We start from the raw sequence: 26,221 nt of genomic DNA on the forward strand, positions 1-26,221 counted from the left end.
ATCACTTCCACTTGAACGAGTTGGACATCAGCTGCCATTGATCGACATTGTCCGCGCCCTTGGGCGCATAGAGTTCGAGCGTGACAAGCTTGCCGTCCTTGAAATAGAGGTAGCGCTCGTTCTCCTGCCGGATTTTCTTGTTGGTAACGGCATTTGGTTCGGAATTCGACGTATAGACGATGCGGATGGCTGAACCCGCCGGAAGCTTGACCTCCTTGACTAAAGCGACCTTCACGGCCCGTTCGGACTTCTCCAGCTCCGGAACAGATGTTGCCTTGACGCTCTCGACCGTCGGTGCGGCATCTGCCTTGGACTCAAAAACCATGACGCCGTCGAGCTTGTCGATGAAGCTTGCGCCGTCGGCACGATCCGACCGCGCCCACCCCTCCGGGACCTGCATCGTGAAGCCCTGCGGCGAAGTGTAGTCGATGAAGATTTGCGAATCTGGGATATCGCCGGGAGGATTATTTTCCGCGGGGAGAGCCTTTTCGGCCGCGAATGCCGGCAGGGCACCGACGGCGGGAAAGAACGCGCCGATGGTTCCGATTGTCATGGCCAGTGATAAAGCCGGCACGACATAAGATCTAGCTTGAGAAATGCGTTTCATTGTTGCGGCCTTTCCAATTGAATGAGAACAGCATTCAATCTACGGCACCAATCTTACAGTGAGGTCGCCGCCCTTATACGGATCGGTAACCTTTCGATGTCGCCTATAAGGGTGCTAAGTCGATCATGCGAGGCGTCCACCATCTTTACCGCAATGCCGTCCAATTTACGCTGGACGCCAGACGCAAGTGCTCCCTCATACAAAGTCCTTCACGTCACTCCGCTGAACCGTTGTCAGTGAATGGGGAGGCACTTGGGACGCACTGCGCCGACCAGCCAGCGGGTGTAGGCTGTTTCTGGTACTCGGTGATGGCAGCGGTGCATTGTTCGCGTTTATCGAACGTGGTGGGCAGTAGGACCATCCCGCCCTGCGGGCCTGCGATCACAATATACCAGACCAAAACTGCGGTAGCAGCCATTTGGGAGTTCCTTACCATTTTCGTTGTCAGCCATGCTGCCGTGGCGACATAGAAAGGCCGCCAACGTCGACAGCTGTCTAGTTAAGCCTTCCCTTTCCGCTTCGCCACCGGCTTTCTAAAAGGAGCTGCGGGCGCAGGCTTGCGGCCCAGCCCGCTTGCCTTCGCCAGCGCCGACCGTGCCGCAGCGTAGTTTTGCGCAACCATCGGGTAGTCATGCGGCAGGCCCCACTTGGCGCGGTAGGCGTCCGGCGTCAGGCCGAAGTCGGTCCTGATATGCCGCTTAAGAGATTTGAACTTTTTGCCGTCATCTAGGCAGACAATGTAGTCCGGAAATACAGACCGCTTTGGATTTACGGCTGGAACGAGCTCTGCCCCAGGTTCGATAGCAGGCTGGCCGACGCCATGCAGCGCGGCGTTCACACTCGCAATCAGGTTCGGAAGCTCGCCGACTGGCAACGGGTTGTTGCTGACATATGCCGATACGATGTCCGCGGTTATTTCGAGCAGGTCGGTTTCATTCAGCAAGCGCGGTCTCCTACGTTGCGCAAACTTCTGTTGTGAACGAGTTGGAGGGGCAACTGGTCGTGCTCGGATTGGTCTCGCATGTGTTCTTAAAGAAAAAGCGTTTGCAGGCCAAGCGCCGCAGGCCAGCAACCCGTGCAGTACGCCTGCCGTCGATGGGAATACGGCTCGGGAATTGATTGGTTTCGCGTTGGGGAGGTGGCCGCCGCCATTAATGGGATTTGCCTGAATCACGCCGGCCAAGCGGTCCAGCATGTCCGCCGCAAAACTAAGGGAAACGAGTACAAAGAAATGGCGGCCAATCTATACGAATCCGTAATTTGCTGAACCGTTCCGGCTTGCCGTACCGTCGACGACGGCAGCGCAGACCCTGCTGTCCGATGGATTTACGCGATCCATCGCGGCCCCGCTGCTTACCCCCGAATACACCCGGCAGCGGGGCCTGAGCTTCGGCCTAGGCAAGGCCATAGTAGCCGTAAGGGCCAGCCAAAGAAGGGCGCCATCCTTGACCGAAGCCATGTGGTCCCGAACCAGGTCCGGACCAAGTTCGGCGCGCTCGTTGGCGACGGCCCACAGGGAGCTATCTTCAATTCCCAAGTGAGGCCGTTTGGATTGCGGAGGCCGCCGGCAAATATGTCAATCGGCCGGCAAAGGGGCTCTAACGCAATTTTGCTAGTCACTACTGCTATGCAGCGCCAATGACCCGGGCCTGGAGAAGCGCCCTGCGGCCAGTCCGCAGGGCGCTTCTCCAGGGCGCAAATCAATAGCAGTAATAGGCGTATTCGCAGTAGCCGTTCCAGTAGCAGTAGTACTGCCAGTAGCAGACGGCCTTGGAATTGGCCTTTGCCATGGTGCGGACGTCGGCGGCCACCTTGGTGATCAGCGCATCGCCCTGGGCAAGGCCCTCAGCCTTCTTGAGCACCGCTTCAACGTCGAAGTTGGCACCCTTGTCGCCTTGCTGGCCGTCGGCCAGAACGCGGCCGGGAACGCTCGCCACCATCTTGGCGGAGGTGACAAGAGCGAGTGGATCGCCCTTCGCTTCGCCATAGCTTTCGAGCGCCCGGGCGGTTTCCAGGATCTGGCGTCCTTCGGCTTGCTGGGCGGCCGAGATATCAGGCTTTTTGTCCTCTGCGAACGAAGCGCCTGATGTCAGGCTGGTTGCGGCCAGAAGGCCGGCAAGAAGCAGTTTCTTCATCATCGGTCAGTCCTCTGTTGTGTCCGTTTCACTACCGCCGGTTACCCATCAGTTTCGCCGGCGCCTCCTCAATCCAATCACGCCCCCCTTCGCGGCGAAACCAGCTTGCGGATCCTGCTAGCGCCGGTCTGGGCGGCGCCAATTCGTTCTGCCGTAGAGGCAGCGTCTATTTCGCCGTCACCGTGAACGGCCGGATATCGATGGACATGTCTTCCTCGATGCGCGGTGGTTTGCTCACCGAACCTTGGGCCATGTCGTTAAGGCTGGTCGAGACCAGATTACGCAGTTCGGCCATTTCTGGCGCGGTATCTTCGATCCCGGGAACATCGCGAAGGCCCTCCTGCTCGAGATTGTCGAAGACAGTGTGTGCCTTGCCGAGGCCGGGCACCGCGACGAAGATCAGACGCTCGTCGCTGGCTAATGATGTATCAGGCTCGATCTGGGCGATGTCGGCGTTCTTCTCGTCGCCGGAAGCGAGCCGGTTGATGGTGCCGGCGGCTCGATCTAGTCATCTTCTATTTCTCTGGCCATGGGTCGCAGCAGCCGGACACCAACGGCGACGAAGAGGGCGGTCTCGACCAGATTTTCCTGCCCTACGCAGCGCCAGCGCCAGCAACCCCCATAACAGCGCATTGGGGATGCCGAGAGCCAGAGCCCGATCGTTATCGGGATGGCGTAGACGATGTTTACGACCAGCTGCATCAGCAGATAGCGGCCGACCCGCGTGCCGGCATCCTGCAGCGCCTGCATCGTCCGGTGCAAGTCGCCATAGCCGACAAGACGGATGAAACGGTCGCGCAGATCCTCCCGCTCCAAGAGCATGAAGATGACGACGATGATGATCAGGCCGGCCGACGCCAGTGGACGGATCAGAGGGCCGATGATGTTCTGCAGAACATCCAGCGGCTTTTCGCGCGCGACGATCTCGACCGGCACCGGCTCGCGCTTTGGTGTGTCGGCGGCGGCGGGCGGCGCCGGCTCCTGCTTGTCGATCTCCTGGCCGACACGCTCGATGACGCTGCTCAACCTTGCAATGATCCCGCCGCCGACGCCGGTCTCCTTGAGCGAGTGCACCTTGGTCAGGATGTTGGTCTGATAGAGTGAAATGTTCTGCGCCAGCTCGCTGACCTGGGTAGCGACAATGAAGGAGAACAGAGCGAGTGCTGCAAAGGCGCCGAGCACGCTGACGATGACGGCAGGAAGGCGGGGGATGCCGACCCGCTTCAGCGCCGAAACCACCGGAGCGAGCGCGAAGGTCAGGAGCAGCGCGATGGCGCTCGGCAGGAACACCTCACGGCCGAAATAGAGAGCGGCCACGGTGGTGACGATGGTCGCAACTGTCGGCAATCCGGTGCGCGGATGCGAAACTACGTCGGACAGGATATTTCCTGGTCCGCGCACAGACGAGGAAACGTCCTTTCCGCTATTGCCTGTCACTTCGTCCCTCCACATTTGCCCAGCCTGAGCTTAGTTAGCCATGTTCGCAGACACCTATCGAAAAGAGATGATGTTTGTCGTTAGCCGGTTCTTGGCCCAGTACGTCGCTTTGTCGTTCACCGCGCGGGCGGGTCGCTTCAAGCGGCAGAATCGGCCCCGGTCTGATGATCGTGTCGCATGTCGCATCGCCACAGGGCGGCGCGTGATCGTTTACGACCACGCGAAGTGAGATCAATAGCCGTCTGGACAGCGTGCGATGTAAACGCGGCCATGACGATCGCGGTACCTGCATTGCCCGGCCTCGCTGGCGTGACCGATTACCGCGCCGGCTATCGCACCGACTGCGCCCCCAACGACAGCCCCTTGCACAGGATCGCCAGCTACCGCCGCGCCAATCGCGGCACCACCCAACCCGCCAACTGCGGCGCCTTTCTCAGTCTGGGAACATGCCCCAAGTGGAATGAGCAAGCTCATGATCAGCAATGTCTTCTTCATTGTTCTCTCCTGAGGCTCTAATTAGCCGGAGAATAAATGCGCCAATGAGTTTTTCGATCCATCGGCTGCGACAACGGGGAGAAGGTGCGCGTCGCCTCCGCGCTCGACTGCGACCGCGAGGCCCATGTCGCCACCACCGAGGGCATCAAGGGCGAGGATGTGCGCGACCTCATCGCGTGACCATGGTCGCGTCTCGCAGCTGCCCGACGCCATAACCGTCATGGAAAGCTTTTCCATTGTGGATCGGCCACTACAACAGCTTTCGTCCGCACAAGGCGCTCGGCTATCGTTCACCCCGAGAGTAGCCGTAACACCGATCAGCCCGTGGATGTATCAGTTTGATATAGCGTGTAGCTCTATCCGTTAATGCACTCGCGTTGTAAAAGGGTAACAACCTAAACCGACACAGCTGCTCGATGGCGGCTCCCGTCACCTGCGACGATGGTGCTGCGCCCTTTGGAACATTTTCCCTACGAGTGAATTGAAGATGAGGGACATCCAAAACTATGGAGTGAATACGTGAAAAGCATCGTTCTGGCAGTCGCGTTGGCAGTCTCGGCCGTGACGTCTGGTTTCAATCCCGCATCGGCAGCGAGCGTGGTCATCACGACGAATAGTGGTGATATGGGCATGAGGCACCATAATCGCGAACATTGGCGCCAGTGGCGTCACCATCGTGGCCATTGCTTTGTGAAAGTAACCAAGCATTGGCGGCATCATCATTGGATCGTTAAAAGAGTTCGCGTCTGCAGATAGCCGAGAGGTCCATGATTCTAGCGGCTTATATTAAGCCTGGCAAAGCGAAGCCCCGCTGGCTCGAGCGAGCGGGCTTCGCAACATGAAAATGGTCGGACATGTTGAAGTTTCTCCCCCATTGGTAGTGTGATCGGTCTATCCGATCGATGGTCCATCTCGCCACGAATGGGAGCACATCTTCGCCCCCTGCCGTGAAGCGCGCGTCTACAAGGCCGGCGTTTTGCTTGCGGCCAACCGGGGAACTCCGGGCGCATGCAGACGTGCGCATGGCGACGAACTTGCCGGCCTGCACGGAAGGCCCCGCCTCGCCCGCGTTTCTGCAGCATTCAATCATCAAATAGCGAACCGGTAGAGCGACCGCGCACTCTCCAAGTGCCGCCTTATGACACGCGTCTGCCTCACTGATGTTGCGGCCTCCACTTAGAAACCATTCCTCGATGCTTGCCGGCCGTGCGATCCCGTCTAAACTGAACGCATGGACATCAAAGGGTTGGTTTTCGAAATTCTGGCTTGGCTCCAAGTCCAGCTTGCCGAACTCGCGCAAGTTTGGTCGCTGTATCAGCTCGTGATCATCCTGGCGCTTTTCACCTTTGCCAGGCTAGCGGCAAGTCGGGTGGAACTTGGCTTAGAGCAGCGAGCGCGCAAGGTCAGGGGACATCCGGGCCTTTTGCGTGTGGTTGTCGCCCTGATGCGGCGCACGGACTGGATTCTTTTTGTCGTCCTGCTCTTTGTAGCGCTGACGATTTTGCGAGCGACGACTTGGCCGAGCCGAAGTCATTTGGTCAGAATAGCCTTGTCGCTGTCGCTGGCCTGGCTATTTGTGTCAGTGCTTTCCCGCATCATCCGCAATCGGCTTGTCGCTCGTGCGATCGGCTGGTTTGCCTGGATTTACGCGGCACTTGTTATTCTCGGCATCCATGACGAGGTGGCGATCTTTCTGGACGGCCTTGCCATGCCGATCGGTGACGTTCGACTGAGCGTGCTTACCCTCTTCAAAGCGGTGCTGCTGCTTACCGCGACGATTTGGCTGGCCGTCGTGACCGGAAACTATGTCGATGAGCGGCTGCAGCAATCGGAAGAGCTGACGCCGTCGATCCGCGTTTTGATCGGCAAGGTGCTCAAGATCGGATTGGTCATCCTGGCTGGTGGCATGGCGCTGTCCGCGGTGGGCGTCGACCTCACCGCACTGACGGTATTTTCCGGGGCTATCGGCGTCGGCCTTGGCTTCGGTCTGCAAAAAGTAGTCTCGAATTTCATTTCGGGCGTCATCATCCTGCTCGACAAGTCGATAAAACCCGGAGACACGATAACGCTCGGCGAAACCTTCGGTTGGATCCGGGAACTGAGGGCGCGATTTGTCTCGGTGGTAACCAGGGATGGTCGTGAGTACCTCATTCCAAATGAGGATTTCATCACCCAGCAAGTGGTCAACTGGTCATTTAGCGACAATCTGGTCCGTCTCGACGTGCACTTCGGAGTATCCTACGAGGCCGATCCGCATCTCGTCAGCGAACTTGCGATCGCAGCCGCAATCACGGTCGGCCGGGTCGAAGCCGACAGGCGACCAGTGTGCTGGCTTACTGCGTTCGGAGAATCCTCGCTCGACTTCGTCCTGCGCTTCTGGATCCACGATCCACAGCAGGGGCTCACGAATGTTCGGGGCAAGGTGCTGTTGGCCCTATGGGACACATTCAAGGAGCACGGTATTCAGATACCATATCCGCATCGCGAAGTCATCTTCCGGCGAGCCCCCCACCCCCCGATTGGTCGCGATGCAGGCTAAACTCGCCCGTCCCATGCCCTCGCCGGCTTTCTCCAGCACGCGTGCTAGCGCTATATACAGCAAAGATCCTGTGATGATCCGACTGAGTAATAGGCTACCAACTCACTCCAGAACGCATTGGCTGACACAAAGCAGCCGCTGTCAGCGCAACCAGTGTCTTGGAGATCATGGATCGCACTGATCCGCACGTCATAGCGATGCCTGTTCAAGTGAACCCGCTGCCGTTACTAATCCGGATCAACCATGAGATTCTCGCGCAATTTTTGTTATCCTACTGCTGCGACAGCGTCTGCAAAGAAGCTCTCCGGTACCTACTGGAATCTGATTGGCCGAGTGCGAGTGACTTGCCCAACTCGGTTAGGATGTTGAAATTGATTTTTTCCGTAGAGCCTATCGTTGAAAACCCGATGTTTTCGCATTTGAGGTACGCTAGGGCCGGCTTTAAAAAGCCGCCAGCGGCATGAACGTTTCCACCAATGGGGCATCGTCCGACCATGCACCGCACCCGGTTGCCGGCGCGTCGACACCGAAGCTAGTGCTTGCCGCCCTCGGAGTCGTTTTCGGGGACATCGGAACAAGCCCGATCTACGCCTTTCGCGAAGCGCTCCACGCGTCAGCTGGAGGAGCTGGTCCTTCGGTTTCCGACATGAACGTATTTGGGCTGCTTTCACTCATCGTCTGGGCTTTGCTGATCGTGGTGACGCTCAAATATGTGACCTTCGTTCTTCGCGCGGACAACAACGGCGAAGGTGGAACACTTTCGCTGATGGCGCTTGCGAGGGGAAAGAGGACGGCCCACGCGAAACTCATTTTGGTGCTTGGCGCTTGTGGAGCATCGCTGTTTTTTGGTGACGCCATCATCACACCAGCAATCTCAGTCCTGTCAGCTGTCGAGGGACTGAAGGTGATAACGCCCGGCATGGACTCCTTTGTGATCCCCATCACGTTGGGCATCTTGGCGGTGTTGATGTTCGCCCAAAGGTTTGGCACGGGCAAGGTGGCAAACGTGTTCGGCCCGGTGACCGCGATCTGGTTTCTCGTGCTTGGACTATCCGGCCTGACCCATATAGCCGATGCTCCGTCAATATTGCTCGCGGTCAATCCATATTACGCGGTCCATTATCTGACGGCCCAACCCGAGATCGCTTTTGTGACGATGGGGTCCGTCTTCCTGGCGGTCACGGGAGCTGAGGCACTTTATGTAGATCTCGGTCATTTTGGCCGAAGACCTATCGTATTGGCCTGGCTGGCCATCGTGTTTCCCTGTCTTTTGCTGAATTATTTTGGGCAAGGCGCCTTCGTCATGTCGATGGGCGGTAACGCATCCAATCCATTCTTTAACATGTTGCCCGAATGGTTCCTGGTCCCGGGCGTAATATTGGCGACCGCCGCTTGTGTGGTTGCCGCCTGGAATGCAAGAGATCTTTGTGCTTTTTGGACGGGCGATCGAGTGCGGTCTTGTGTCAGGCCTTCGTCTACGGCCTTTCACCTGCCGCTGGCCGGTATGGTGATCTGCGGACTGGGTCCAAATCTACCGTACGAGCTTTGATGCACTCGCGGCGGGGCTGGTTTCCCCAATCCAGATCTATTCGATCGTTTTGCCCATTCAGGCCGTCGACTTCTTGCTCCCCTTCACCTGCGTCAGGCTGTATTCCGCATCTGGATCATGCAGCTACAGCCTGCGCCGGATCTCTATAATCTTCCTTCTTCGTCAGCATGGCCCAGATCGCGCGCGCCATCTTGTTTGCCAAAGCAATCGCCACGAGCATTCTCGGTTTGGTCGCCAGCATCCGCCCCAACCACGACCCATCAGGGATTGATCTGCGCCCCAGCCAATTCAGTCTCGACATGGCCCCGATGATTAGCAGCCGGCGAATGTCTGTCTGCCCCGCCTTTGATATCCGTCCAAGCCGTTCCTTTCCTCCAGATGAGTGCTGGCGCGGGACCAACCCAAGCCAAGCCGCAAAGTCCCGGCCGCGCTTAAAGCTGGCCATATCCGGCGCGAAAGCCTCGACTGCCAGTGCGGTTAGCGGGCCAACTCCTGGCATCGTCTGCAGCCGTTGAGCCGTGTCGGCCTCAGCCGCTAGGGCTATGACTTTCTTCGTCCTGGCTTCAATTCGAACTGTCTTCTCTACGATCTGTTTGAGTAGGTCCCGGCATTCTTCTCTAACCAGCTCGGGCAGGTCACTGTTGGGCGCATCGATGATCTCCTCGATGCGCTTGACCTGAGCTATGCCTTGCGGGACGGTGTGGCCGTATTCATAAAGACATGAGCGTAGCGCATTCACCAACTCTGTTCGCTGGTGGACAAGGCGTTCCCTATTGCGGAACAGCACTGCACGTGCCTGCTGCTCTTCGGATTTCGGCTCCACAAAGCGCATCTCGGGTCGCTGGGCCGCAATCACTATCGCTTCTGCATCCGCTGCATCATTCTTCTGACGTTTTACGAACGGCTTCACATACTGCGGCGCAATCAGCCGCACCTCGTGGCCAAACTTGACCAGTTCGCGTGCCCAGTAATGCGCGCTGCCGCAGGCTTCCATCACCACCAACGCCGGTGGGTGTTCCGCCATGAAAACGGAAAGGTTCTGCCGCGATAGCTTCTTTCGAAACCGGACCTGCCCGGTCATCGACGCGCCGTGCAGTTGAAAGACATTCTTTGCCAAATCCACGCCAATCATCAAATCGTTCATAACGGTTGCCGTCCTTTTCGCTCGTTGGGCTCAACACCACATCCTGACACATGGCGATGCGGTTTGGGGAGGCGGCAACCACCCCATCTACCGTGATTGCCAGCCAAGCTGTGATTTCGGGCGCGTTTTCGTTAACAAGCCAGGCGGTGCAATTGCATATGCTTCCACGCTTCACGATCAGACACACCTCGGAGACACAGGCTGGGCAGATCTATCTTCCTCGCGTGAATTTCCTGATCGCTATCGGGGTGATGTTGCTGGTTGTAGGCTTTCGAGAATCCAGCGCGCTGGCTTCCGCTTATGGGATTTCGGTCACTGGCGAAATGTTGGTAACAACGATCCTTTTGCTGTTTGTCATGCGTCGTCGCTGGCGGTGGGGGCTAGCGGTCGTGCTGCCGCTGATTTTTTTCTTCGCCGTTATTGATGCGGGTTTTCTACTCACCAATGCCGTCAAGGTCCTTGAGGGCGGATGGGTGTCGGTCGGTGTCGCTTGCGTCATGGGATTGATCATGTCGACCTGGATCACCGGCACCAAATACCTCTTCGACAAAACGCGGAAAAGTGAAATATCGCTTGAACAGCTGGCGACAAAGCTGGCCGAGAAGCCGCCGTCGCTTGTGCTGGGCACAGCGATCTTCTTGACCAGCGATCCGCAAAGTGCACCTGCGGCGATGATGCATAGCCTGAAGCACTATAGAGTTCTGCACGAACAAAACATCATCATGAGCGTTGTGACAGCCGAAGTGCCGCGAGTCGCCGATCGAGACTGAGGTGGTCCCGCTTGGTGAGACAGTTTGGCGGCTTGGCTAAGGTGGATCGGGGTTGTTTCTACGCCGCCAATAGCTCCGTCATTTCTGCGATAGCATAGACCTCGTCGGGCGTCCTGCCGGAGAAGGTAGAGTGCGGGCGCAGCCGATTGTAATAGTCAATCCAGGAACCGATGCCTTTGCGCGCCTCGCTGCCGGTCTCGAAGGCGCTGAGGAAGACGCATTCGTATTTGAGGCTTCGCCATAGCCGCTCGATGAAGACGTTGTCCATCCAGCGGCCGCGCCCGTCCATGGAGATGCGGATCCCAGCGTCCTTCAGCGTCGACGTGAAGGCGAAGCTGGTGAACTGGCTTCCCTGATCCGTGTTGAACATGTCGGGCCTGCCGTAGCGGGCGATCGCCTCTTCAAGCGCGGCAACGCAGAAGTCGGCATCCATCGTGTTCGACAGCCGCCAGGCGAGCACCTTGCGGCTGAACCAGTCCATGACGGCGACGAGGTAGAGAAAGCCGCGCCGCATCGGGATATAGGTCACGTCGGCGCACCAGACCTGGTCCGGCCGTTCGATCGCCAGGTGCCGCAGCAGGTAGGGATAGATGCGGTGCTGAGGATGCGGCGTGCTGGTCTTCGGCGCCTGGTAGATCGGCGATAAGCCAATCTTGCGCATCAGCCGCCGGACCCGCTTGCGGCCGACGCAGCAACCCTGACGCCGCAGATGCCGCGCCATCTGTCTGGAGCCATACCAGGGCATTTCCATGAAGGCCTCGTCGATGACGCGCATCAGTTTGAGGGTCTCGGGCGTCTCGTCGACGGGCTGTCGATAGAATGACGCCCGCGAGATCGAGACAAGCTCGCACTGGCGGCGGATCGAGAGCCGTGGGTGATCGGGATTGATCATCATTCTCCTCCGATCCAGGCTCAGCGATCGAAGGTCTTGGCCAAAAAATCCCGCTCGACCACGAGCTGGCCGATCTTGGCGTGAAGCTTCGTTACCTCGGCTTCCCGGCCGACCTGCGCATCCGCGGCCTTGTCGTCGAACGCCTTGGCCAGGTTCTCGATGGCCTGCCGCTTCCACTGCGTGATCTGGTTGGGGTGAAGCTGATGCTTCGTCGCCAGTTCAGAAATCGTCCGCTCGCCGCGGATCGCCTCAAGCGCAACCTTGGCCTTGAAATCGGCCGTAAACCGTCTGCGTGTCTTCATACTGGATCGTCCTCTTCATCGGGCGATCCACCTTATGCCCCTGTCTCAAAATCCGGCACCACCTCAAGACCGGATCAGCATCGAGCCGGTCAACGAACTCTTCACGCGCATAATCGTCACTTTTGGCTTCATAGAGCAGCCGAACATCCCCCGCGCCTTGGCCATTTGTCGTAAACAGGGTTTGAAATTCGACATTATGGCCACATCGTTCTTCGTCTCGCGCCGCTCCCTCAAAGCATCGCCCGATTCTGGGCTGCCACTGTGGCAGGACAGGCTTTTCATCTTTCTGGCGAGCACGGCTTCCGACGCGACCGAGTATTTTCGAATTCCGGCTGACCGCGTCGTCGAGATCGGATCACAGATCATAATCTAAAGGTCAACGACGGTTGTCACAGCAATAAATTAGTTGGCCGCGCGCGCTTGCCGTATGAGATGACCTCTTAAGGACCGCGTTCGGAAAGGTTGGGGGGCATCCAGCTATCCGCTGCCCAATCGCACAACAACGCTCATCCAGGAAAATCGGGATATCGGCTAAGTTGCAGGTGGGATTGGTCGCATTCGACGTTACAAAAGTTTCATGCGTTGGACATGGTGCCGTAATGTGCGCCTCTCTAATTCTGCTTGCCCGAGGATGCCATTCAAAGCGCGTCCCTTTGCAAAGAGGATACGAGACCCATGAATATTGCCCCCAATTCCTATTCCGCCACCCGCAGGCGTCTGTTGGCCGCCGCTGGGTCGCTGGCCCTCGCCGGCGCCGTAGGCTTCGGCGCCCTTGCCACCGGAACCGCCCCCGTTCTGGCCGATGCCGTGCGTGTTGAGGCGCCGCAGATTCCAGGCTTCGCCGATGTCGTCGAGCGCGTTTCGCCGGCCGTCGTCAGCGTCAAGGTCAAGGCCAAGATCGATCCGGCCTCCGATGACGGTTCCGACCAGATGCAGAGCCCTGACGGCTTCAACAACCTGCCCGACAATCCGCAGTTGCGCCGCTTCTTCAAGGAATTCCGCGGCTTTGGCAACCAGAATGGCCAGGACCAGGGTCACCGCCGCTTAGGCCGCCGCGACCACAACAACGACCAGCCGCGTCCGGTAGCCCAGGGGTCGGGCTTCTTCATCTCCGATGACGGCTATCTCGTCACCAACAACCATGTCGTTGAGGAAGGCTCGGCCTTCACCGTTGTCATGAATGACGGCAAGGAGCTCGACGCCAAGCTGGTCGGCACCGACCCGCGCACCGATCTGGCCGTGCTCAAGGTCGATGGTGTCGGCAAGTTCACCTATGTCGACTTCGCCGATGATTCCAAGGTACGCGTCGGCGACTGGGTGGTTGCCGTCGGCAATCCGTTCGGCCTCGGTGGCACCGTCACCGCCGGCATCGTCTCGGCACGCGGCCGCGACATCGGCGCTGGTCCTTATGACGACTTCATTCAGATCGACGCCTCGGTCAACCGCGGCAATTCCGGTGGCCCAACCTTCAACCTCAACGGTCAGGTCGTCGGCATCAACACAGCCATCTTCTCGCCGTCCGGCGGCAGTGTTGGCATTGCGTTCGACATTCCTGCCTCGACGGCAAAGGAGGTCGTACAGGGTCTGATGAAGAGTGGCACCGTGCAGCGCGGCTGGCTCGGCGTCGAGATCCAGCCGGTGACCGCCGACATTGCCGAATCGCTCGGCCTGAAGTCCGAAAAGGGCGCTCTTGTCTCCAGCGCCCAGGACGATGGTCCAGGCAAAAAGGCCGGCATCACGTCCGGTGACGTGATTACCCAGGTCGACGGCAAGGACGTTGCCTCGCCGAAGGAACTCGCCCGCCTGATCGGCGCTTATGCGCCCGGCAAGTCGATCGATGTCACCGTATGGCGCGACGGCAAAATCCAGTCGATCAAGATCGATCTCGGCAAGTTGCCGTCGACCGACAAGCAGGCTTCGGCCGGCGACCAGCCGGCGGCACCGGCCAAGCCCGACACGCTTGCCGGTCTCGGCCTCACCGTCACCAGGTCGGACAACGGCAAGGGCCTTGTCGTCACCAATGTCGACCCCGACAGCGATGCGGCCGATCGCGGCATTCAGCCGGGCGACGTCATCACGACCGTCAACGCGGCGGAGGTGAACGGTACTGAAGACTTCGCCAAGGCGATGGCCGAGGCGGTGAAATCCGGACGCAAGGCGGTGCTGATGCAGATCACCCACGACGACAGCAACCGGTTCGTCGCGCTGCCTGTCGCCAAGAGCTGATCACAGCTTCGACTTTTCCGGTGCGGCGGCTCAAATAAACGGGTCGCCGCATGGGAAAGTAGGCCGAAGTGGCGAGATGGACTCGATCCAGCGGTTGACGCTGCGTTGCCAAAATTGCCAAGAACACCCAAATGTAAAAATTATCTTGAACCTGCGGAGCTTTCCGGATGGTCACAGCTCGTATTCAAGCCGATCTGGCAGAGTTGAAGCTGAAGGAGGTAAGACATGGCATCGAATCAGAGCATTAATTTGGCAGCATCGGTTGAGAAATTGCTGGGCAGCCACCGTGGCGACCCTCTGTCGATAAAAGCAGCAATAAACATGCTCCGGGACAAAACTGGAACCGAGCGTTCCGATGCCGACATTGAAGGTCTGATAACCAAAAAGGCGCCGCCTGCGGTGTTCCGATCCTCTCCGACCGGCAAATTTGAGTTCTGTTAGTTTCGATTTCATTTCAGCCTCGGACGCCGGAAAACGGTTCCGCACCCGAATTTTTCGAAGGCCATGCGCGCCTAGCGAAACAGCGCTGCGACCGCGAAGGTGTTAATGGCCACCGGAAAGCCTTGCCGCGAGGTTGGTGTTGCCCTGCGCTACGGTTTCAAAGTTCGTCCATTTCGAATCCAGTCAGAGCCTGCGGATCATTGATATCAGCCTGACGGGCTTGACGGTGCTGCCTTCCATACCATCATCAAGACGCACAACCAGCGGCTTTACCGCATCGCGCGGCGTGGTGCGCAATGATGGCGAGGCCGAGGATGTTGTCCAGGAGGCCTACGTCAAGGCCTTCGCCCAAATCCTAGCGACGATCCGGAGCGGACGATGGCGCAACGGCAGATCCTGACCCTTGTCGAACGCGCGACCGACAGCCTTCCAGATCTCTACCGGATGGTGTTCGTGGCGCGGGTGATCGAGGGCCTGAGCATTGAAGAGACTTCAGAACTGCTCGGCGTGCGGCCCGAAACCGTCAAGACAAGGCTGCATCGCGCCCGCGCCCTGCTGCGCAAAGCGCTGGACGACCAGATCGGGCCGGTGCTGCTCGACGCCTTCCCCTTCGCCGGCCGACGCTGCGAACGGCTGACCGCCGCCGTGATGAAGCGGCTCGGCCTGGTAGGCTGACCCTGGCCGGATTCAGCTGATTTGGCGGGAACGTTTGCCGCTGTCGCGCATCCAATGACCGTCAACTGAAAACGATGCCCGATGCGATTTGCGCATCCGGGCGAAGGAGATGTCATGCTTATTCGTCACACAGCCGCCCTGGTCGCCATGCTGCTGCTCGGCACTGCCCCGCTCGCGCAAGCCGCCGACAAACCGAACGACCCTCAGATCGCCCACATCGCCTATACAGCCGGCGTGATCGATGTAGAGGCAGCAAAGCAAGCGCTCAAGAAGTCGAAGAACAAGGAGGTTCTCAATTTTGCCAACGACATGGTGCGCGACCATGAGGCGGTGAACGTGCAGGCGCTCGACCTGGTCAAGAAACTCAAGGTGACACCGGAAGACAACGCCACCAGCAAGGTGTTGACCAAGGCCGCCACAGAAGAACGGGCCAAGCTTGCCAAGCTCGACGGAGCCGCCTTCGACAAGGCCTATGTCGACAACGAGGTCGCTTACCACAAGCAGGTCGACGGCGCGCTCGAAACGTTGCTTATCCCGTCGGCCAGCAATGCCGAGTTGAAGAGCCTGCTGGAGACCGGCCTGAAGATTTTCCAGGGCCATGAGCAGCATGCCGAACACGTCGCCAGTATGCTGAAATGAGGCCGGCGCTGATGGTGCCGAAACGTCATCTTTGGATTGCACTGGCGCTGACAGTCGTTGCCGCGCCGGTGAAGGCAGAAACCATCCAGGTCACCATCGACAAGCTTGTGTTCTCGCCGGCGCCTGTCGAGGCGAAGGTCGGCGATACGATCGTGTGGGTGAACAAGGACGTGTTCGCCCACACTGCCACCGTGAGGGGTGGCTGGGAGGTGATGATCCCGCCGAAGAAATCCGCGAGCCTGATACTGAAAGCTGCGGGACCGGTCGACTATTTCTGCCGCTTCCACCCCAACATGAAGCGCCACATCGCGGTGGCTGCTGTGCGATCGGAGGACATTCACCGAGCGCTTTGACCCGGATGTGCTGGCGCGCTGGGCGCGGCAAACCGCGCGCCTCGATTACATCGTCCATCATCTCGCCTTGCCTTGGGCGGTCGGCCAGCGGCCTTCTTGCGGGTCGTGCAGAGGCGAGGCACCCCGCGCTTCGGCGCGGTGCTCGATCGGCCCGCCTATCACACCCATATCCTGTCACTGAACGGCGATAGCTATCGGCTGATAGCAATCCGCCGGCCGGTGCTGCGTTCAATGCGGTGGAGCAAAACCTGGCCACCGGCCAGACAGGCAACCAACCACAAAGCTCTTGGGTCAGTTAGGAACCATCTAATCCAAACCGCCGCGCCACCCTTTGCTCGAATGGCCTGCTTTTACTTCGATCAAGCGGCTTGGCGTTCGGAACGCCATCGACTATTACTCCTCGGTCAAGAGGAAAAGCGGATGGTTCCCGCTGGGGTTACGTCGTAGCCGGTGAGTTCCGCCGCGCGAAGTGGCATGTCGCCCCGTGCGATGAAGCCGAGCAATGCCTGCATTGAAGGCTGGAAATAGGTGCGCTGGCGCATCACCAGATCGAATTCTTCCCACAGAAGCGGCACGAAATCGATACCGGAAGCGCGGGCCGCCGAGCGGGTTGCGATACCGCAATCTGCTCGACCCGCGCGGATCGCGGCGGCAAGGTCGGGCCCTGTCAGGCAAGCCGGCTCGAGCCGGTTCAGTTGCGATGGGCTCACGCCGGCCCGCGCCAGCAACGTCTCAAGCAGCATCTGCGCCCCCGCCCCCTTCTGCCTTACGGCCATCCTCGCGTTGCCTTTCAGAATGTCTGCAACGCAGTGCAGTCCCTTTGGATTGCCGGGGGCGAGAAGGAGACCCTGTTCGCGAAGGGCAACGGCCACCACGACTGCGTCATGCAGGCGCGGTGTGGATCGCACGGCCGTCACATTTGCCATCTCCCCATCCTCTTGTGAGGAATGAAAGTGGATGGCGGCGGCCGCTACCTCGCCTCGCAGCAAACGCTCGACGCCTTTTTCGCTCCCTTCGCTCAGCGAGGCCAACCCTGATCCAGAACGGCGCAGGCACCATTCTAGCAGATCGTCCTGGCTGCCGCCGATGATCGGTGGCGGGTTTGGCGGAACCATCCCCGCTGGATGCGCCAGGCCGGAAAGCACCCATCGGTCGAGTTCATGGCGTGGGAATAGCCATTTGCCGGTCACCTTGGTGCATGGGATCGCATTGTCGGCAACGAGTTCATAGAGCTTGCGTTCGCCCAGGCGCAGATAATCCGCAGCTTCGGAGGTGGTGAGAAGGTCCATCACCTGCATTATTATGCATATTCCTGTTCAGGTTCAATTGTTTGACAGAACGGGAATCATTGCAGACAAAACCCGATTGGAGACAAGAAAATGTTCGACAGTTCGAGCGCCTGGCAGCTGATCATTGGCGGCGACGCAGCGCTCTACGCGATCGTGTGGCTGTCGCTGGTCGTCAGTCTGTCGGCGGTGGCCATCGCCATGGTGATCGGACTGCCGCTCGGCGCGCTGCTTGCACTGACGCGGTTTCGCGGCCGCACCGCGCTGATCGTGCTTCTTAACGGGTTCATGGGACTGCCGCCGGTGGTTGCCGGCCTGACGGTGTTTCTTCTGCTGTCACGGTCAGGACCGCTCGGCGTTTTTGGGATTCTGTTCACGCCGCTGGCCATGGTGATCGCGCAAGCCTTGCTGGTTGTGCCAATCATTGCAGCGCTGACGCGCCAGACAATCGAGGATCTCTGGCTCGAATATCGTGACGAACTGACCGCCATGAATGTTGGTCCGGGAGGGCGCATGGCAACGCTTTTGTGGGACAGCCGTTTCAGTCTCATCACAGCCCTTCTGGCCGGATTCGGTCGTGCCTCAGCCGAAGTCGGCACAGTGATGATCGTCGGCGGCAATATCGATGGGTTCACCCGCACGATGACCACGGCAATTGCGCTCGAGACATCCAAGGGCAACTTGCCGCTCGCGATGGGGCTGGGCCTGATCCTGATAGCACTCATCCTCATGATTAACGCAGCCGCCTGGGGTGTGCGCTTCTGGTCGGAACAGCGGGAGGGTTGAGATGCGGGACCTGTCGAGCGATCTCCCAGTCGGGTTCGAAAGTGTTTCGCTGCAAGCCGGTAGAACCACTATCCTGGATTGTGTGAGCCTGTCGCTCGCACCGGGGGCTCCGACGCTCGTAGTGGGGCCGAACGGCTCCGGCAAGACCTCCCTGCTTAGGCTCTGCATGGGGCTTGTCACACCCTCTGCCGGCAAGGTCAGCTGGGGCGGACGCCATTCGCACGGCCCGTCTCGCCTGGCCATGCTGTTCCAGCGGCCGGTGATGCTGCGCCGTTCGGTCGCCGATAATGTCATCTATGGTCTTGGCGGGTCCGGTCTGCCGCGCAAACTGCGCACTGCGCGCATGGAGGATGTGCTCGCCCGCGTTGGCATGCTGGAGCTCGCCAGCCGTCCTGCAAGGCGCCTTTCGGGTGGAGAACAGCAGCGTGTCGCGCTTGCGCGCGCTCTCGTGCGGGAGCCGGAGCTTCTGCTGCTTGACGAACCGACCGCAAATCTTGATCCAGCCGCCACCCGTGCCGTAGAGGCGATCATCCTGATGGCGGCGCAGTCGGGCATAAAAATCGTCATGGCCTCGCATGATCTGGGTCAGGTGCGACGGTTAGCCGCCGATGTGATGTTTCTTGTTCGCGGCCGCCTTTGCGAGTGCACCAGCGCCGCTGATTTTTTCGATCGTCCATCAACCGGCGAGGCAAAAGCATTCGTTCGCGGCGATCTCGTCATCTAATGCACAGGAGCCTCCATTGTTGAACCATCGTATCGTTTCAGCTTTCGTCGCTGCCGTATTTCTCGCGGTGGGCGGCGTCACCGCTGTCGCGCAGGACAAGTCGATCATGGTCGCATCGACCACATCCACCCAGGATTCGGGCCTGTTCGACTACCTTCTGCCGCTGTTCAAAAGAAAGACTGGCATCGAAGTGAAGGTGATTGCGCAAGGTACCGGGCAGGCGCTCGACACGGCACGACGCGGCGATGCCGACGTCGTCTTCGTGCATGCCAAGGCGCAGGAATTGAAATTTCTCGAAGAGGGCTTTGGCGTGAAGCGCTACGACGTGATGTACAATGATTTCGTACTGGTCGGCCCCAAGGGCGATCCGGCCGGCGTCAAGGGGTCCAAGGACATCACCGCCGCCTTCGACGCAATCCGCGCCAAGCAGGCTCCGTTCGTTTCGCGCGGGGACAACTCCGGCACGCATATCGCGGAATTGAAGCTCTGGAAGGAAGCCGGCATCGATATCGATACGGCTAAGGGCGAGTGGTACCGCGATATCGGCCAAGGCATGGGCGCGGCGCTGAACACGGCCGGCGCGATGAACGCCTATGTCCTTTCGGACCGCGGCACGTGGCTTTCGTTCAAGAACCACGACGATCTGGAAATCGTCGTCGAGGGGGATAAGCGGCTGTTCAACCAATATGGCGTCATGCTGGTCAATCCGAAGAAATTTGCGACGGTGAAGGCGGATCTCGGCCAGACCTTCATCGACTATCTCGTTTCCGAGGATGGGCAGAAGGCAATCGCCGGCTACAAGATTGACGGTCAGCAACTGTTCTTCCCCGACGCCAAACACGACCCGTCCTGATCGGAGCGCCGCGCGAATCGCCCCATCGGGGCGGGAGGATCATCCCACCTGCCTCGGTGCAGGTTGCAATTCGGGGTGCAGACGGCCAATCATCGGGCATGAGCAGAATACAGCCTTCGAACGGCGTTCTGACCAGCCTCGAAGCGGCGCTCGCCGAACTGCTCGACGGATTGGTCGCGGTCGCTCCCATATCAGTGCCACTTGAGCAGGCGCGCGGTCGCATCGGCGCTGAGACGGCAGCGCTTGTTCATCCGCTGCCTGAGCGCAACAGGGCCGCCATCGATGGCTGGGCGCTGCGTTCGCTCGATATTGCCGGTGCCTCGCCCTATTCGCCAGTTCCTTTGATGAACGCCCCGGCGTGGGTCGAGGCCGGTGAAGCGCTTGCCGATGGCTGCGACTGCGTCTTGAAAGCCGATCTGGTCGAGTTGATAGGCCCAATCGCACAAGCCTTTACGGATGCGATTCCCGGCGAGGGCATCCGTCGAGCCGGAGAGGATATTGCCGCCGGCCGACCTGTCGTCATCGCCGGCCGCCAACTGTGCGCCGCTGATCTTCTGGCCGCTCGCGCCGCTGGGGCCAAGACGGTTGCCGTTCGTTCGCCAAATGTCCGCCTGATCGACGTGGCGGCGACCGATGGCAGTTCGCTGACGGCCGAGTTCATCACCGAACTGATGAAAGCCGCGGGCGCATGCGTTTCGGTCGAGATGGCCGCGCGCGACGCCCGATCCATCACCGAGACACTGAGCGTCCACCAATGCGACATGGTCGTCACCGTCGGCGGTACCGGCTTCGGTCGTTTCGATGCCACCGCCGAGGCCTTGTCGTTACGCGGTGCATTGATCGCACACGGCATTGCCCTTCGACCAGGCTGCACCGCGGCAATCGGAAAACTGGGAGCCGTTGCGATCATAGCGCTGCCCGGCGCGCCCGATCAGGCCTTCGCAGTCTATCACGCGCTGGTGCAGCCGATACTCGATCGTCTGACTGGCCTCACAGCTAGGCCCACCACCGCGCGGCCGCTGACGCGCAAGATATCCTCGGCTGTCGGTATTGCCGAGATCGTGCTGGTCCGACAGGAGCAATCCGGCTGGCTGCCGATTGGCGTCGGCGACCTGTCGCTGGACCATCTTCGTATGGCCGATGCCTGGCTTCTCATTGCGGGCGACAGCGAAGGCCATGCCGCGGGAATGCCGGTCGAAGCCTTTCTGCTGCGCATGAACTGAGATAGGTTCGCCAGCATGACCAGATCTCTTGAGACACAAGCTTCGCGCCCGAACCAAGGGGTTGGTCAAGATCAGTTCCTGACCATCTTGTCGCGCGAGGAAGCGATGGCCCGATTTGAAGCGGCGCTGTTTCCGCGCGACCTGCTCCAGGAAGAGTGCATGCTGGCCGACGCGCTAGGCCTGGCGCTCGCACGCGATATCGTGGCGCCTGTCGACGCGCCGCCGTTCGACCGGTCAAATGTCGATGGCTTTGCCGTGCGATCCGCGGACGTCGCGCCCGCGTCGGAAGCAGTCATCGTGCGCCTATCGTTGAATAAGGAAATCATCGCCTGCGGCGTGGCACCCGCGGAGAGCGTGGAGGTTGGTACCGCAACCTCAATCGCGACCGGTGGGCCGCTGCCGCGCGGCGCGGATGCTGTCGTGATGGTTGAACATACCCAGCCTGCGGGAGATGAGGCCATCGAGATTCGGCGCAGTGCTTCGCCTGGCCAATTCGTGTCTTACGCCGGATCGGACATCGCTTGCGGCGAGGTCTTGCTACGCACGGGGACACAGGTCGGCTCGCGGGAAATCGGCATGCTGGCCACTTGCGGCATTTCGCGCGTCACTGTTGCACACAAGCTTCGCGTTGCGGTCCTGTCGACCGGTGACGAACTCGTCCAGCCCGGCGAGCCTTTGCGCCCCGCCTCCGTCTACGACGCCAACGGCGCGGTCATCAGTGCGGCAATCGCGGAAAACGGTGGGGAACCCCTGTTTTTCGGCGCGATTGCGGACGACGAAGCTCGGCTCGAAAGGGCCATGCGTGATGCGCTTGAAGCTTCCGATATGCTGATCTTGTCTGGCGGCACTTCGAAAGGGGCTGGCGATCTCAGCCATCGCATCATCTCCCGCCTCGGTAAGCCGGGTATCATTGCGCATGGCGTAGCGCTGAAACCAGGCAAGCCGCTTTGCCTTGCAGTCTGCGACAACAAGCCCGTCGTTATCCTGCCAGGCTTCCCGACGTCGGCGATGTTTACCTTTCACGACATGATCGTCCCGGTGCTGCGTCGCATGGCCGGCCTGCCACCGAGAGCCGAGACGCAGGTGACGGCCAAAATTCCGCTGCGCATCAGTTCAGAGCTCGGTCGCACCGAATTCGTCATGGTTTCACTTGTCGAGGGGGAAAATGGCCTGGTCGCCTATCCGACGGGCAAAGGCTCAGGCGCGGTCACCTCATTTGCGCAGGCAGACGGGTTCGTGCGCATTGAAGCGCTGGCCGACCACATGCCTGCCGGCTCGTCGGTCGAGGTAACGTTATTTACACCGCATGTGCGGGTGCCTGATCTCGTCATCATAGGCAGTCATTGTACCGGGCTCGACTCGGTGTTGGCGCCGCTCGCGCGCGGGGGGCTGTCCGCCCGATCGCTTGCCGTCGGAAGTCTTGGCGGACTGGCGGCGGCTCGGCGCGGCGAATGCGACCTGGCGCCGATCCATCTGCTCGACGAAAAGACCCAGACCTACAACGCGACGTTTCTGAGCGAGGGGCTCGAACTCGTGCCCGGCTGGCGGCGCATGCAGGGCGTCATCTATCGGCCGGGCGATACGCGCTTCGAGGGCAAGTCCGTCGAAAATGCGCTTGCTGCGGCCCTTGCCGATCCGACCTGCCTGATGGTCAACCGCAATCAAGGTGCCGGGACCCGCATTCTGATCGACAATTTGCTCGGTCCTGCGCGCCCGGACGGTTACTGGAACCAGCCGCGCTCGCACAATGCCGTCGCGGCAGCGGTGGTGCAAAAGCGCGCCGATTGGGGCATCACTATCGAGCCCGTCGCCCGCGCTGCTGGCCTCGGTTTCATTGCGCTGACCGAAGAGCACTATGATTTTGTATTGGTCTCGACGCGCAAGTCGCGGCCTGCCGTGCAGGCATTCCTGGCCGCGTTGCAGTCACCCGCAGGCCGCGTTGCGATCGAAGAGGCGGGTTTCCGCCCGGCCTGAATCAACCAGCGCCAGTCGCTCTGCCTCGGAAAGATTTTGGTGCGTATTGGCGTTGAAAAGGGATCGACCAGCTTTATTGGCCACGTCACGGTGGCGACCTGATAGCGCTCCAAAGATCGATCTTGCGCAGGTCCTCGTCGACCAGCGCGTGGGCAACACAAGAACATTCAATGCACACTCACTGAACAAAACGAAGCTCGTTCACCCTCTGCCCCCATTGCGGAATCGGTTGGCCTAATCGTCAACCAGATCCGCCAGCATCTCAGCTTCGGCTATATCCTCCGGCGTATTCGCATTGAAGAACGGGTCTAAGGGCTCAATCGGCCAAGACACTTTGGCGAGCCGATACCGTTCGGTCCAGCGGTCGATTTTCCGTACGTCTTCTTCGACGAGCGCATACCGCAGTTCATGGCGTAACGCGACACTCCACAAACCGACCACAGGATGTGCCTGGTCGCCCGACACCGCTACCGCGAGTTGGGCGTTCTGCTCGACACGCGCACCCTGCAGCCGATGGACAAGGTCGCGCGGCAGAAACGGGCAATCCCCGGGAATGCTGATAATCCATTCTGCGTCGGCCCTGTTGGCGGCCACCCAGTCGAGTGCCGCAAGCACTCCCGCAAGAGGCCCGGGATATTCCGCCACTGTGTCGGGAATGACCGTCAATCCGAACGCGGCGAAGCGTTCGGGATCACCATTGGCGTTCAGGATCAGACTGTCGCACTGGGGTGCGAGCCGCTCGATCACGCGGCTGAGGATGGTGCGTCCGCCGATCTCACGCATCGGTTTGTCGCCGCCACCCAGGCGGCGCGCCAGACCGCCTGCGAGAACGACGCCGACAGTTGGGATGGTGTCACTCGTCATTGTCGCCGCCCTTGCGCCTGTGCCGCGAGGGCTCTTCGTCAACCAGCTCAAGATCCTGGTCGAACACGATCCTCTTTTCGCCGGAAAGCGCGGTGAACCGTTTGCCCCGCGCCCGTCCGACCAAGGTCAAGCCGACCTCCCGTGCAAGCGCCACTCCCCAGGCGGTGAAACCGGACCGCGAGACGAGTATGGGGATGCCCATGCGCACCGTCTTGATGGTCATTTCGGAAGTGAGTCGACCAGTAGTGTAGAGGATCTTGTCTGCCGGATCGACGTCGTTGCGGTACATCCAGCCAGCGATCTTGTCGACCGCGTTATGACGGCCGACATCCTCCATGTAACAGATTGGGGTTCCTTCCCTGCAAAGCACGCAGCCGTGGATCGCGCCGGCCTCAAGGTAAAGCGAGGGCGTGGTGTTGATGCTACGGGTCATCTGATAGAGCCAGGAGGTCCGCAGTTCAGCTGCGGGCAGGTCAATTTCTTCGAGCGCTTCCATGAGATCGCCAAAGGCCGTGCCTTGCGCGCAGCCAGAGGTCAGCGTTCTCTTTTTCAGCTTCTGCTCGTAATTGGTGTTACGCTCGGTGCGCACGACAACGACCTGAAGGTCATCATCGTAGTCGACCTCCGTGACAACGTCGTCGGGCTTGAGCATGTTCTGGTTGAGCAGGTAGCCGAGAGCCAGATATTCGGGATAGTCGTTGATCGTCATCATGGTGACGATTTCCTGTGCATTGAGATAAAGCGTAAGCGCCCTCTCGGCAGGAACATTGATTTCGACAACCGCGCCAGTGTGATCGATGCCGCTCACCCTCTCGGTAAGGCGCGGCGCGGCCGGATCCGGCATAACGACAGCCAATTTGGGACTCACTTTGACAGGATGCATTGTGTTCTCGCAATCATTGGCGAACGGGCTGCGTGCTGAGGTCAAACTGAAAATGCTCGCCCGCTGGTCTCTGATGATATAGGCCGACCCTCGGAATGCTGCTCAATTTTTTGCGCTGGTAGAACAGTACAGTTGTAAAATGGCACAACTTTCGGACGATTGCTTCGCGTTTGGCGGCCCGCTGATGCCCGTCAACGACACGCTCGCGCTCCTCGCATCGCGCCTTGCTCCACTGAACGGGCAAGAAATCGTGCCGCTTGGCACAGCCGACGGGCGTATTCTTGCGCGCGACCTGGTGGCGCCACTGCCGCTTCCGCCCTTCACCAATTCGGCAGTCGACGGCTATGCCATTCGTGGTGCCGATATCCCGGTCATGGCCGGCAAAACCTTTCCGGTTACCGACTATGTTCAGGCTGGCATGGCTGCACGTCAGGCCATTGAGCCCGGTCAAGCCATTCGCATCTTCACTGGCGCGCTGATGCCGGACGGCGCCGACACAGTGTTCATGCAGGAGGACGTCGTTGTTGACAACGCGGGGGATGCGATCCTGCCGCCCGGTCTCAGGCAGGGTTCAAATGTGCGCCCCGCCGGTGAGGATATTCCCCTGGGAAAAAATGTGCTGAAGGCAGGTCACCGGCTTCGTCCCCAGGATGTTGCCTTGATTGCGGCATTGGGCATGACCGAGGTCGAGGTGGCCAGGCGCGTAAAGGTGGCTATTTTCTCGACTGGAAATGAAATTGTTGCCCCTGGTTCGGCACGCGGAGAGGCCCAGCTTTTCGATTCCAACCGCTTCATGTTGTCGGCCATGGCTTCGCGTCTTGGCTGCCTCGTCACCGACCTTGGCATTCTCGGTGACGACCGCGCCGCAATCGCCGAGGTCCTGAAGGCGGCGGCCTCGACGCATGATCTCATCCTGACCTCGGGCGGCGTTTCCACAGGAGAGGCCGACCATGTCAAGGCGAGTGTCGAGAGCGTCGGCACGCTTGTCTTCTGGCGCGTGGCCATCAAGCCCGGCCGCCCCGTCGCAATGGGAGTTATCCAGGGCATACCGTTCATCGGCCTCCCGGGAAATCCGGTTGCAAGCTTCGTCACGTTCGCGCTGATCGCTCGGCCTGCCATCATGGCGCTGGCAGGATCACCATCGGTACCAGTGTTTCCGATCCCCGTGCGAGCAGCGTTTTCGTATCGAAAGAAGGCGGGCCGACGCGAATATGTCCGCGTCAATCTGCGCCATGGCAAAGCCGGCTTGCCTGAAGCGACCAAGTTCCCGCGAGAGGGTGCCGGCCTGCTTTCATCGCTTGTCGACACGGATGGCCTGGTCGAACTTCGCGAGGAAACCACCGAAATCAAGGTCGGCGACACAGTGGAGTACATTTCCTATTCGAGCCTGATCTGACACCAGGAATTCAGCGCATTGGCAAAGC

The 26,221-nt window shown here is 59.8% G+C and carries 22 protein-coding genes and 7 pseudogenes; 16 read left to right on the forward strand and 13 right to left on the reverse strand.

Annotation, left to right across the window (positions count from 1 at the left end):
- Position 1: 1 nt before the first annotated feature.
- The 8 genes and pseudogenes from GA829_RS35315 to GA829_RS35340 all read right to left on the reverse strand — a co-directional run bounded on the left by GA829_RS35315 (position 2) and on the right by GA829_RS35340 (position 4,674).
- Positions 2 to 607 carry a hypothetical protein gene (locus tag GA829_RS35315; RefSeq protein ID WP_195180377.1) on the reverse strand — a complete coding sequence of 202 codons (606 nt, stop codon included), beginning with the start codon at positions 605 to 607 and terminating at the stop codon, positions 2 to 4.
- Between the two features lie 214 nt (positions 608 to 821).
- The gene (locus GA829_RS37455; RefSeq protein ID WP_308462372.1) at positions 822 to 1,025 is read right to left on the reverse strand and encodes a hypothetical protein; all 204 of its coding nucleotides are present in this window, start codon (positions 1,023 to 1,025) and stop codon (positions 822 to 824) included.
- Between the two features lie 81 nt (positions 1,026 to 1,106).
- Complete coding sequence (locus tag GA829_RS37145) at positions 1,107 to 1,550, reverse strand: Ros/MucR family transcriptional regulator (protein ID WP_258052468.1); 444 nt, start codon at positions 1,548 to 1,550, stop codon at positions 1,107 to 1,109.
- Between the two features lie 460 nt (positions 1,551 to 2,010).
- Positions 2,011 to 2,182, reverse strand: a pseudogene (locus GA829_RS37820) (PQQ-dependent sugar dehydrogenase); the annotation flags it as partial.
- Positions 2,183 to 2,307: 125 nt separating this feature from the next.
- The gene (locus tag GA829_RS35325) at positions 2,308 to 2,745 is read right to left on the reverse strand and encodes a hypothetical protein (protein WP_195174918.1); all 438 of its coding nucleotides are present in this window, start codon (positions 2,743 to 2,745) and stop codon (positions 2,308 to 2,310) included.
- A gap of 163 nt (positions 2,746 to 2,908) precedes the next feature.
- Positions 2,909 to 3,130, reverse strand: coding sequence for a hypothetical protein (locus GA829_RS35330; RefSeq protein ID WP_195180379.1), 222 nt, complete (start codon positions 3,128 to 3,130; stop codon positions 2,909 to 2,911).
- Positions 3,131 to 3,337: 207 nt separating this feature from the next.
- Positions 3,338 to 4,194: pseudogene (locus GA829_RS35335) on the reverse strand (AI-2E family transporter); the annotation flags it as partial.
- A gap of 216 nt (positions 4,195 to 4,410) precedes the next feature.
- Entirely contained in the window at positions 4,411 to 4,674 is a 264-nt protein-coding gene (locus tag GA829_RS35340) for a YMGG-like glycine zipper-containing protein (protein WP_195180380.1), read from the reverse strand.
- Positions 4,675 to 4,740: 66 nt separating this feature from the next.
- Between GA829_RS35340 and GA829_RS35345 the strand changes: the two are divergent.
- The 3 genes and pseudogenes from GA829_RS35345 to GA829_RS35355 form a co-directional block, all read left to right on the forward strand.
- Positions 4,741 to 4,979, forward strand: a pseudogene (locus GA829_RS35345) (integrase core domain-containing protein); the annotation flags it as partial.
- Positions 4,980 to 5,905: 926 nt separating this feature from the next.
- A complete protein-coding gene (locus GA829_RS35350; RefSeq protein WP_195180381.1) occupies positions 5,906 to 7,213 on the forward strand; it encodes a mechanosensitive ion channel family protein in 1,308 nt (435 codons plus the stop codon).
- Positions 7,214 to 7,673: 460 nt separating this feature from the next.
- Positions 7,674 to 8,621: pseudogene (locus GA829_RS35355) on the forward strand (KUP/HAK/KT family potassium transporter); the annotation flags it as partial.
- Between the two features lie 256 nt (positions 8,622 to 8,877).
- Here GA829_RS35355 and GA829_RS35360 read toward each other — a convergent pair.
- Positions 8,878 to 9,906: an IS110 family RNA-guided transposase gene (locus GA829_RS35360; RefSeq protein ID WP_195180383.1), complete on the reverse strand. Its 1,029-nt coding sequence runs from the start codon at positions 9,904 to 9,906 to the stop codon at positions 8,878 to 8,880.
- A gap of 80 nt (positions 9,907 to 9,986) precedes the next feature.
- Here GA829_RS35360 and GA829_RS35365 point away from each other — a divergent pair.
- Positions 9,987 to 10,673, forward strand: a pseudogene (locus tag GA829_RS35365) (KUP/HAK/KT family potassium transporter); the annotation flags it as partial.
- A 61-nt stretch (positions 10,674 to 10,734) separates the two neighbouring features.
- On the opposite strand, the gene GA829_RS35370 reads toward GA829_RS35365, so the two are convergent.
- Positions 10,735 to 11,870, reverse strand: a protein-coding gene (locus GA829_RS35370) for an IS3 family transposase (protein ID WP_374940362.1) whose coding sequence is annotated in 2 segments (ribosomal slippage) — positions 10,735 to 11,600 and positions 11,600 to 11,870 — 1,137 coding nt in all. Because the reading frame shifts where the segments join, the coding sequence is not laid out codon by codon here.
- Between GA829_RS35370 and GA829_RS35375 the strand changes: the two are divergent.
- From GA829_RS35375 to GA829_RS35400, 6 genes and pseudogenes are all read left to right on the forward strand, one after another.
- Positions 11,821 to 12,243, forward strand: a pseudogene (locus GA829_RS35375) (KUP/HAK/KT family potassium transporter); the annotation flags it as partial. The gene GA829_RS35370 and the pseudogene GA829_RS35375 sit on opposite strands and share 50 nt — an antisense overlap.
- Before the next feature lie 302 nt (positions 12,244 to 12,545).
- Positions 12,546 to 14,096, forward strand: a complete 1,551-nt coding sequence (locus GA829_RS35380; RefSeq protein WP_195180385.1) for a Do family serine endopeptidase — start codon at positions 12,546 to 12,548, stop codon at positions 14,094 to 14,096.
- Positions 14,097 to 14,321: 225 nt separating this feature from the next.
- On the forward strand, positions 14,322 to 14,537 hold the full coding sequence (locus tag GA829_RS35385) for a hypothetical protein (RefSeq protein WP_195180386.1): 216 nt from the start codon (positions 14,322 to 14,324) through the stop codon (positions 14,535 to 14,537).
- Between the two features lie 222 nt (positions 14,538 to 14,759).
- Positions 14,760 to 15,212, forward strand: a pseudogene (locus GA829_RS35390) (sigma-70 family RNA polymerase sigma factor); the annotation flags it as partial.
- A 114-nt stretch (positions 15,213 to 15,326) separates the two neighbouring features.
- Positions 15,327 to 15,851, forward strand: a complete 525-nt coding sequence (locus GA829_RS35395) for a DUF4142 domain-containing protein (RefSeq protein WP_195180387.1) — start codon at positions 15,327 to 15,329, stop codon at positions 15,849 to 15,851.
- 11 nt (positions 15,852 to 15,862) lie between these two features.
- Complete coding sequence (locus GA829_RS35400; protein ID WP_374940453.1) at positions 15,863 to 16,204, forward strand: cupredoxin domain-containing protein; 342 nt, start codon at positions 15,863 to 15,865, stop codon at positions 16,202 to 16,204.
- 404 nt (positions 16,205 to 16,608) lie between these two features.
- Here the strand turns inward: GA829_RS35400 and GA829_RS35405 are convergent, their stop codons facing one another.
- Positions 16,609 to 17,493, reverse strand: coding sequence for a helix-turn-helix transcriptional regulator (locus tag GA829_RS35405; RefSeq protein ID WP_195180504.1), 885 nt, complete (start codon positions 17,491 to 17,493; stop codon positions 16,609 to 16,611).
- Between the two features lie 90 nt (positions 17,494 to 17,583).
- On the opposite strand from GA829_RS35405, the gene GA829_RS35410 reads away from it, so the two are divergent.
- From GA829_RS35410 to GA829_RS35430, 5 genes are all read left to right on the forward strand, one after another.
- Positions 17,584 to 18,276, forward strand: coding sequence for an ABC transporter permease (locus GA829_RS35410; RefSeq protein WP_195180389.1), 693 nt, complete (start codon positions 17,584 to 17,586; stop codon positions 18,274 to 18,276).
- A 1-nt stretch (position 18,277) separates the two neighbouring features.
- Complete coding sequence (locus GA829_RS35415; protein ID WP_195180390.1) at positions 18,278 to 19,000, forward strand: energy-coupling factor ABC transporter ATP-binding protein; 723 nt, start codon at positions 18,278 to 18,280, stop codon at positions 18,998 to 19,000.
- A 31-nt stretch (positions 19,001 to 19,031) separates the two neighbouring features.
- Positions 19,032 to 19,853: an ABC transporter substrate-binding protein gene (locus GA829_RS35420; protein WP_258052482.1), complete on the forward strand. Its 822-nt coding sequence runs from the start codon at positions 19,032 to 19,034 to the stop codon at positions 19,851 to 19,853.
- 98 nt (positions 19,854 to 19,951) lie between these two features.
- Entirely contained in the window at positions 19,952 to 21,076 is a 1,125-nt protein-coding gene (locus tag GA829_RS35425; protein WP_195180391.1) for a molybdopterin-binding protein, read from the forward strand.
- Between the two features lie 15 nt (positions 21,077 to 21,091).
- Positions 21,092 to 23,050, forward strand: coding sequence for a molybdopterin biosynthesis protein (locus GA829_RS35430; RefSeq protein WP_195179977.1), 1,959 nt, complete (start codon positions 21,092 to 21,094; stop codon positions 23,048 to 23,050).
- 234 nt (positions 23,051 to 23,284) lie between these two features.
- On the opposite strand, the gene mobA is transcribed toward GA829_RS35430, so the two are convergent.
- Together mobA and GA829_RS35440 are read right to left on the reverse strand one after the other, a co-directional pair.
- Positions 23,285 to 23,914 (reverse strand): molybdenum cofactor guanylyltransferase MobA, encoded by a 630-nt coding sequence (gene mobA / locus GA829_RS35435; RefSeq protein ID WP_195179978.1) that lies wholly within the window; start codon positions 23,912 to 23,914, stop codon positions 23,285 to 23,287.
- Complete coding sequence (locus tag GA829_RS35440) at positions 23,904 to 24,797, reverse strand: formate dehydrogenase accessory sulfurtransferase FdhD (RefSeq protein ID WP_195179979.1); 894 nt, start codon at positions 24,795 to 24,797, stop codon at positions 23,904 to 23,906. Before GA829_RS35440 ends, mobA begins: the two co-directional genes overlap by 11 nt.
- A 139-nt stretch (positions 24,798 to 24,936) precedes the next feature.
- Between GA829_RS35440 and GA829_RS35445 the strand changes: the two genes are divergently transcribed.
- Complete coding sequence (locus GA829_RS35445) at positions 24,937 to 26,193, forward strand: molybdopterin molybdotransferase MoeA (RefSeq protein ID WP_195179980.1); 1,257 nt, start codon at positions 24,937 to 24,939, stop codon at positions 26,191 to 26,193.
- Positions 26,194 to 26,221: the final 28 nt, after the last annotated feature.

Origin of the sequence: Mesorhizobium sp. INR15, from assembly GCF_015500075.1 — a bacterium.
Lineage (GTDB): Bacteria > Pseudomonadota > Alphaproteobacteria > Rhizobiales > Rhizobiaceae > Mesorhizobium.

What these genes read in the sequence shown, in the direction of transcription:
- GA829_RS35340 (WP_195180380.1), bottom strand. Translation starts at nt 4,674, where the DNA reads ATGAAGAAGACATTGCTGATCATGAGCTTGCTCATTCCACTTGGGGCA.
- GA829_RS35430 (WP_195179977.1), top strand. Translation starts at nt 21,092, where the DNA reads ATGACCAGATCTCTTGAGACACAAGCTTCGCGCCCGAACCAAGGGGTT.
- GA829_RS37455 (WP_308462372.1), bottom strand. Translation starts at nt 1,025, where the DNA reads ATGGCTGCTACCGCAGTTTTGGTCTGGTATATTGTGATCGCAGGCCCG.
- GA829_RS35405 (WP_195180504.1), bottom strand. Translation starts at nt 17,493, where the DNA reads ATGGACCTTCTCACCACCTCCGAAGCTGCGGATTATCTGCGCCTGGGC.
- GA829_RS35380 (WP_195180385.1), top strand. Translation starts at nt 12,546, where the DNA reads ATGAATATTGCCCCCAATTCCTATTCCGCCACCCGCAGGCGTCTGTTG.
- GA829_RS35385 (WP_195180386.1), top strand. Translation starts at nt 14,322, where the DNA reads ATGGCATCGAATCAGAGCATTAATTTGGCAGCATCGGTTGAGAAATTG.
- GA829_RS35315 (WP_195180377.1), bottom strand. Translation starts at nt 607, where the DNA reads ATGAAACGCATTTCTCAAGCTAGATCTTATGTCGTGCCGGCTTTATCA.
- GA829_RS35400 (WP_374940453.1), top strand. Translation starts at nt 15,863, where the DNA reads ATGGTGCCGAAACGTCATCTTTGGATTGCACTGGCGCTGACAGTCGTT.
- GA829_RS35445 (WP_195179980.1), top strand. Translation starts at nt 24,937, where the DNA reads ATGGCACAACTTTCGGACGATTGCTTCGCGTTTGGCGGCCCGCTGATG.
- mobA (WP_195179978.1), bottom strand. Translation starts at nt 23,914, where the DNA reads ATGACGAGTGACACCATCCCAACTGTCGGCGTCGTTCTCGCAGGCGGT.
- GA829_RS35425 (WP_195180391.1), top strand. Translation starts at nt 19,952, where the DNA reads ATGAGCAGAATACAGCCTTCGAACGGCGTTCTGACCAGCCTCGAAGCG.
- GA829_RS35410 (WP_195180389.1), top strand. Translation starts at nt 17,584, where the DNA reads ATGTTCGACAGTTCGAGCGCCTGGCAGCTGATCATTGGCGGCGACGCA.
- GA829_RS35360 (WP_195180383.1), bottom strand. Translation starts at nt 9,906, where the DNA reads ATGAACGATTTGATGATTGGCGTGGATTTGGCAAAGAATGTCTTTCAA.
- GA829_RS35440 (WP_195179979.1), bottom strand. Translation starts at nt 24,797, where the DNA reads ATGCATCCTGTCAAAGTGAGTCCCAAATTGGCTGTCGTTATGCCGGAT.
- GA829_RS35395 (WP_195180387.1), top strand. Translation starts at nt 15,327, where the DNA reads ATGCTTATTCGTCACACAGCCGCCCTGGTCGCCATGCTGCTGCTCGGC.
- GA829_RS35325 (WP_195174918.1), bottom strand. Translation starts at nt 2,745, where the DNA reads ATGATGAAGAAACTGCTTCTTGCCGGCCTTCTGGCCGCAACCAGCCTG.
- GA829_RS35415 (WP_195180390.1), top strand. Translation starts at nt 18,278, where the DNA reads ATGCGGGACCTGTCGAGCGATCTCCCAGTCGGGTTCGAAAGTGTTTCG.
- GA829_RS35350 (WP_195180381.1), top strand. Translation starts at nt 5,906, where the DNA reads ATGGACATCAAAGGGTTGGTTTTCGAAATTCTGGCTTGGCTCCAAGTC.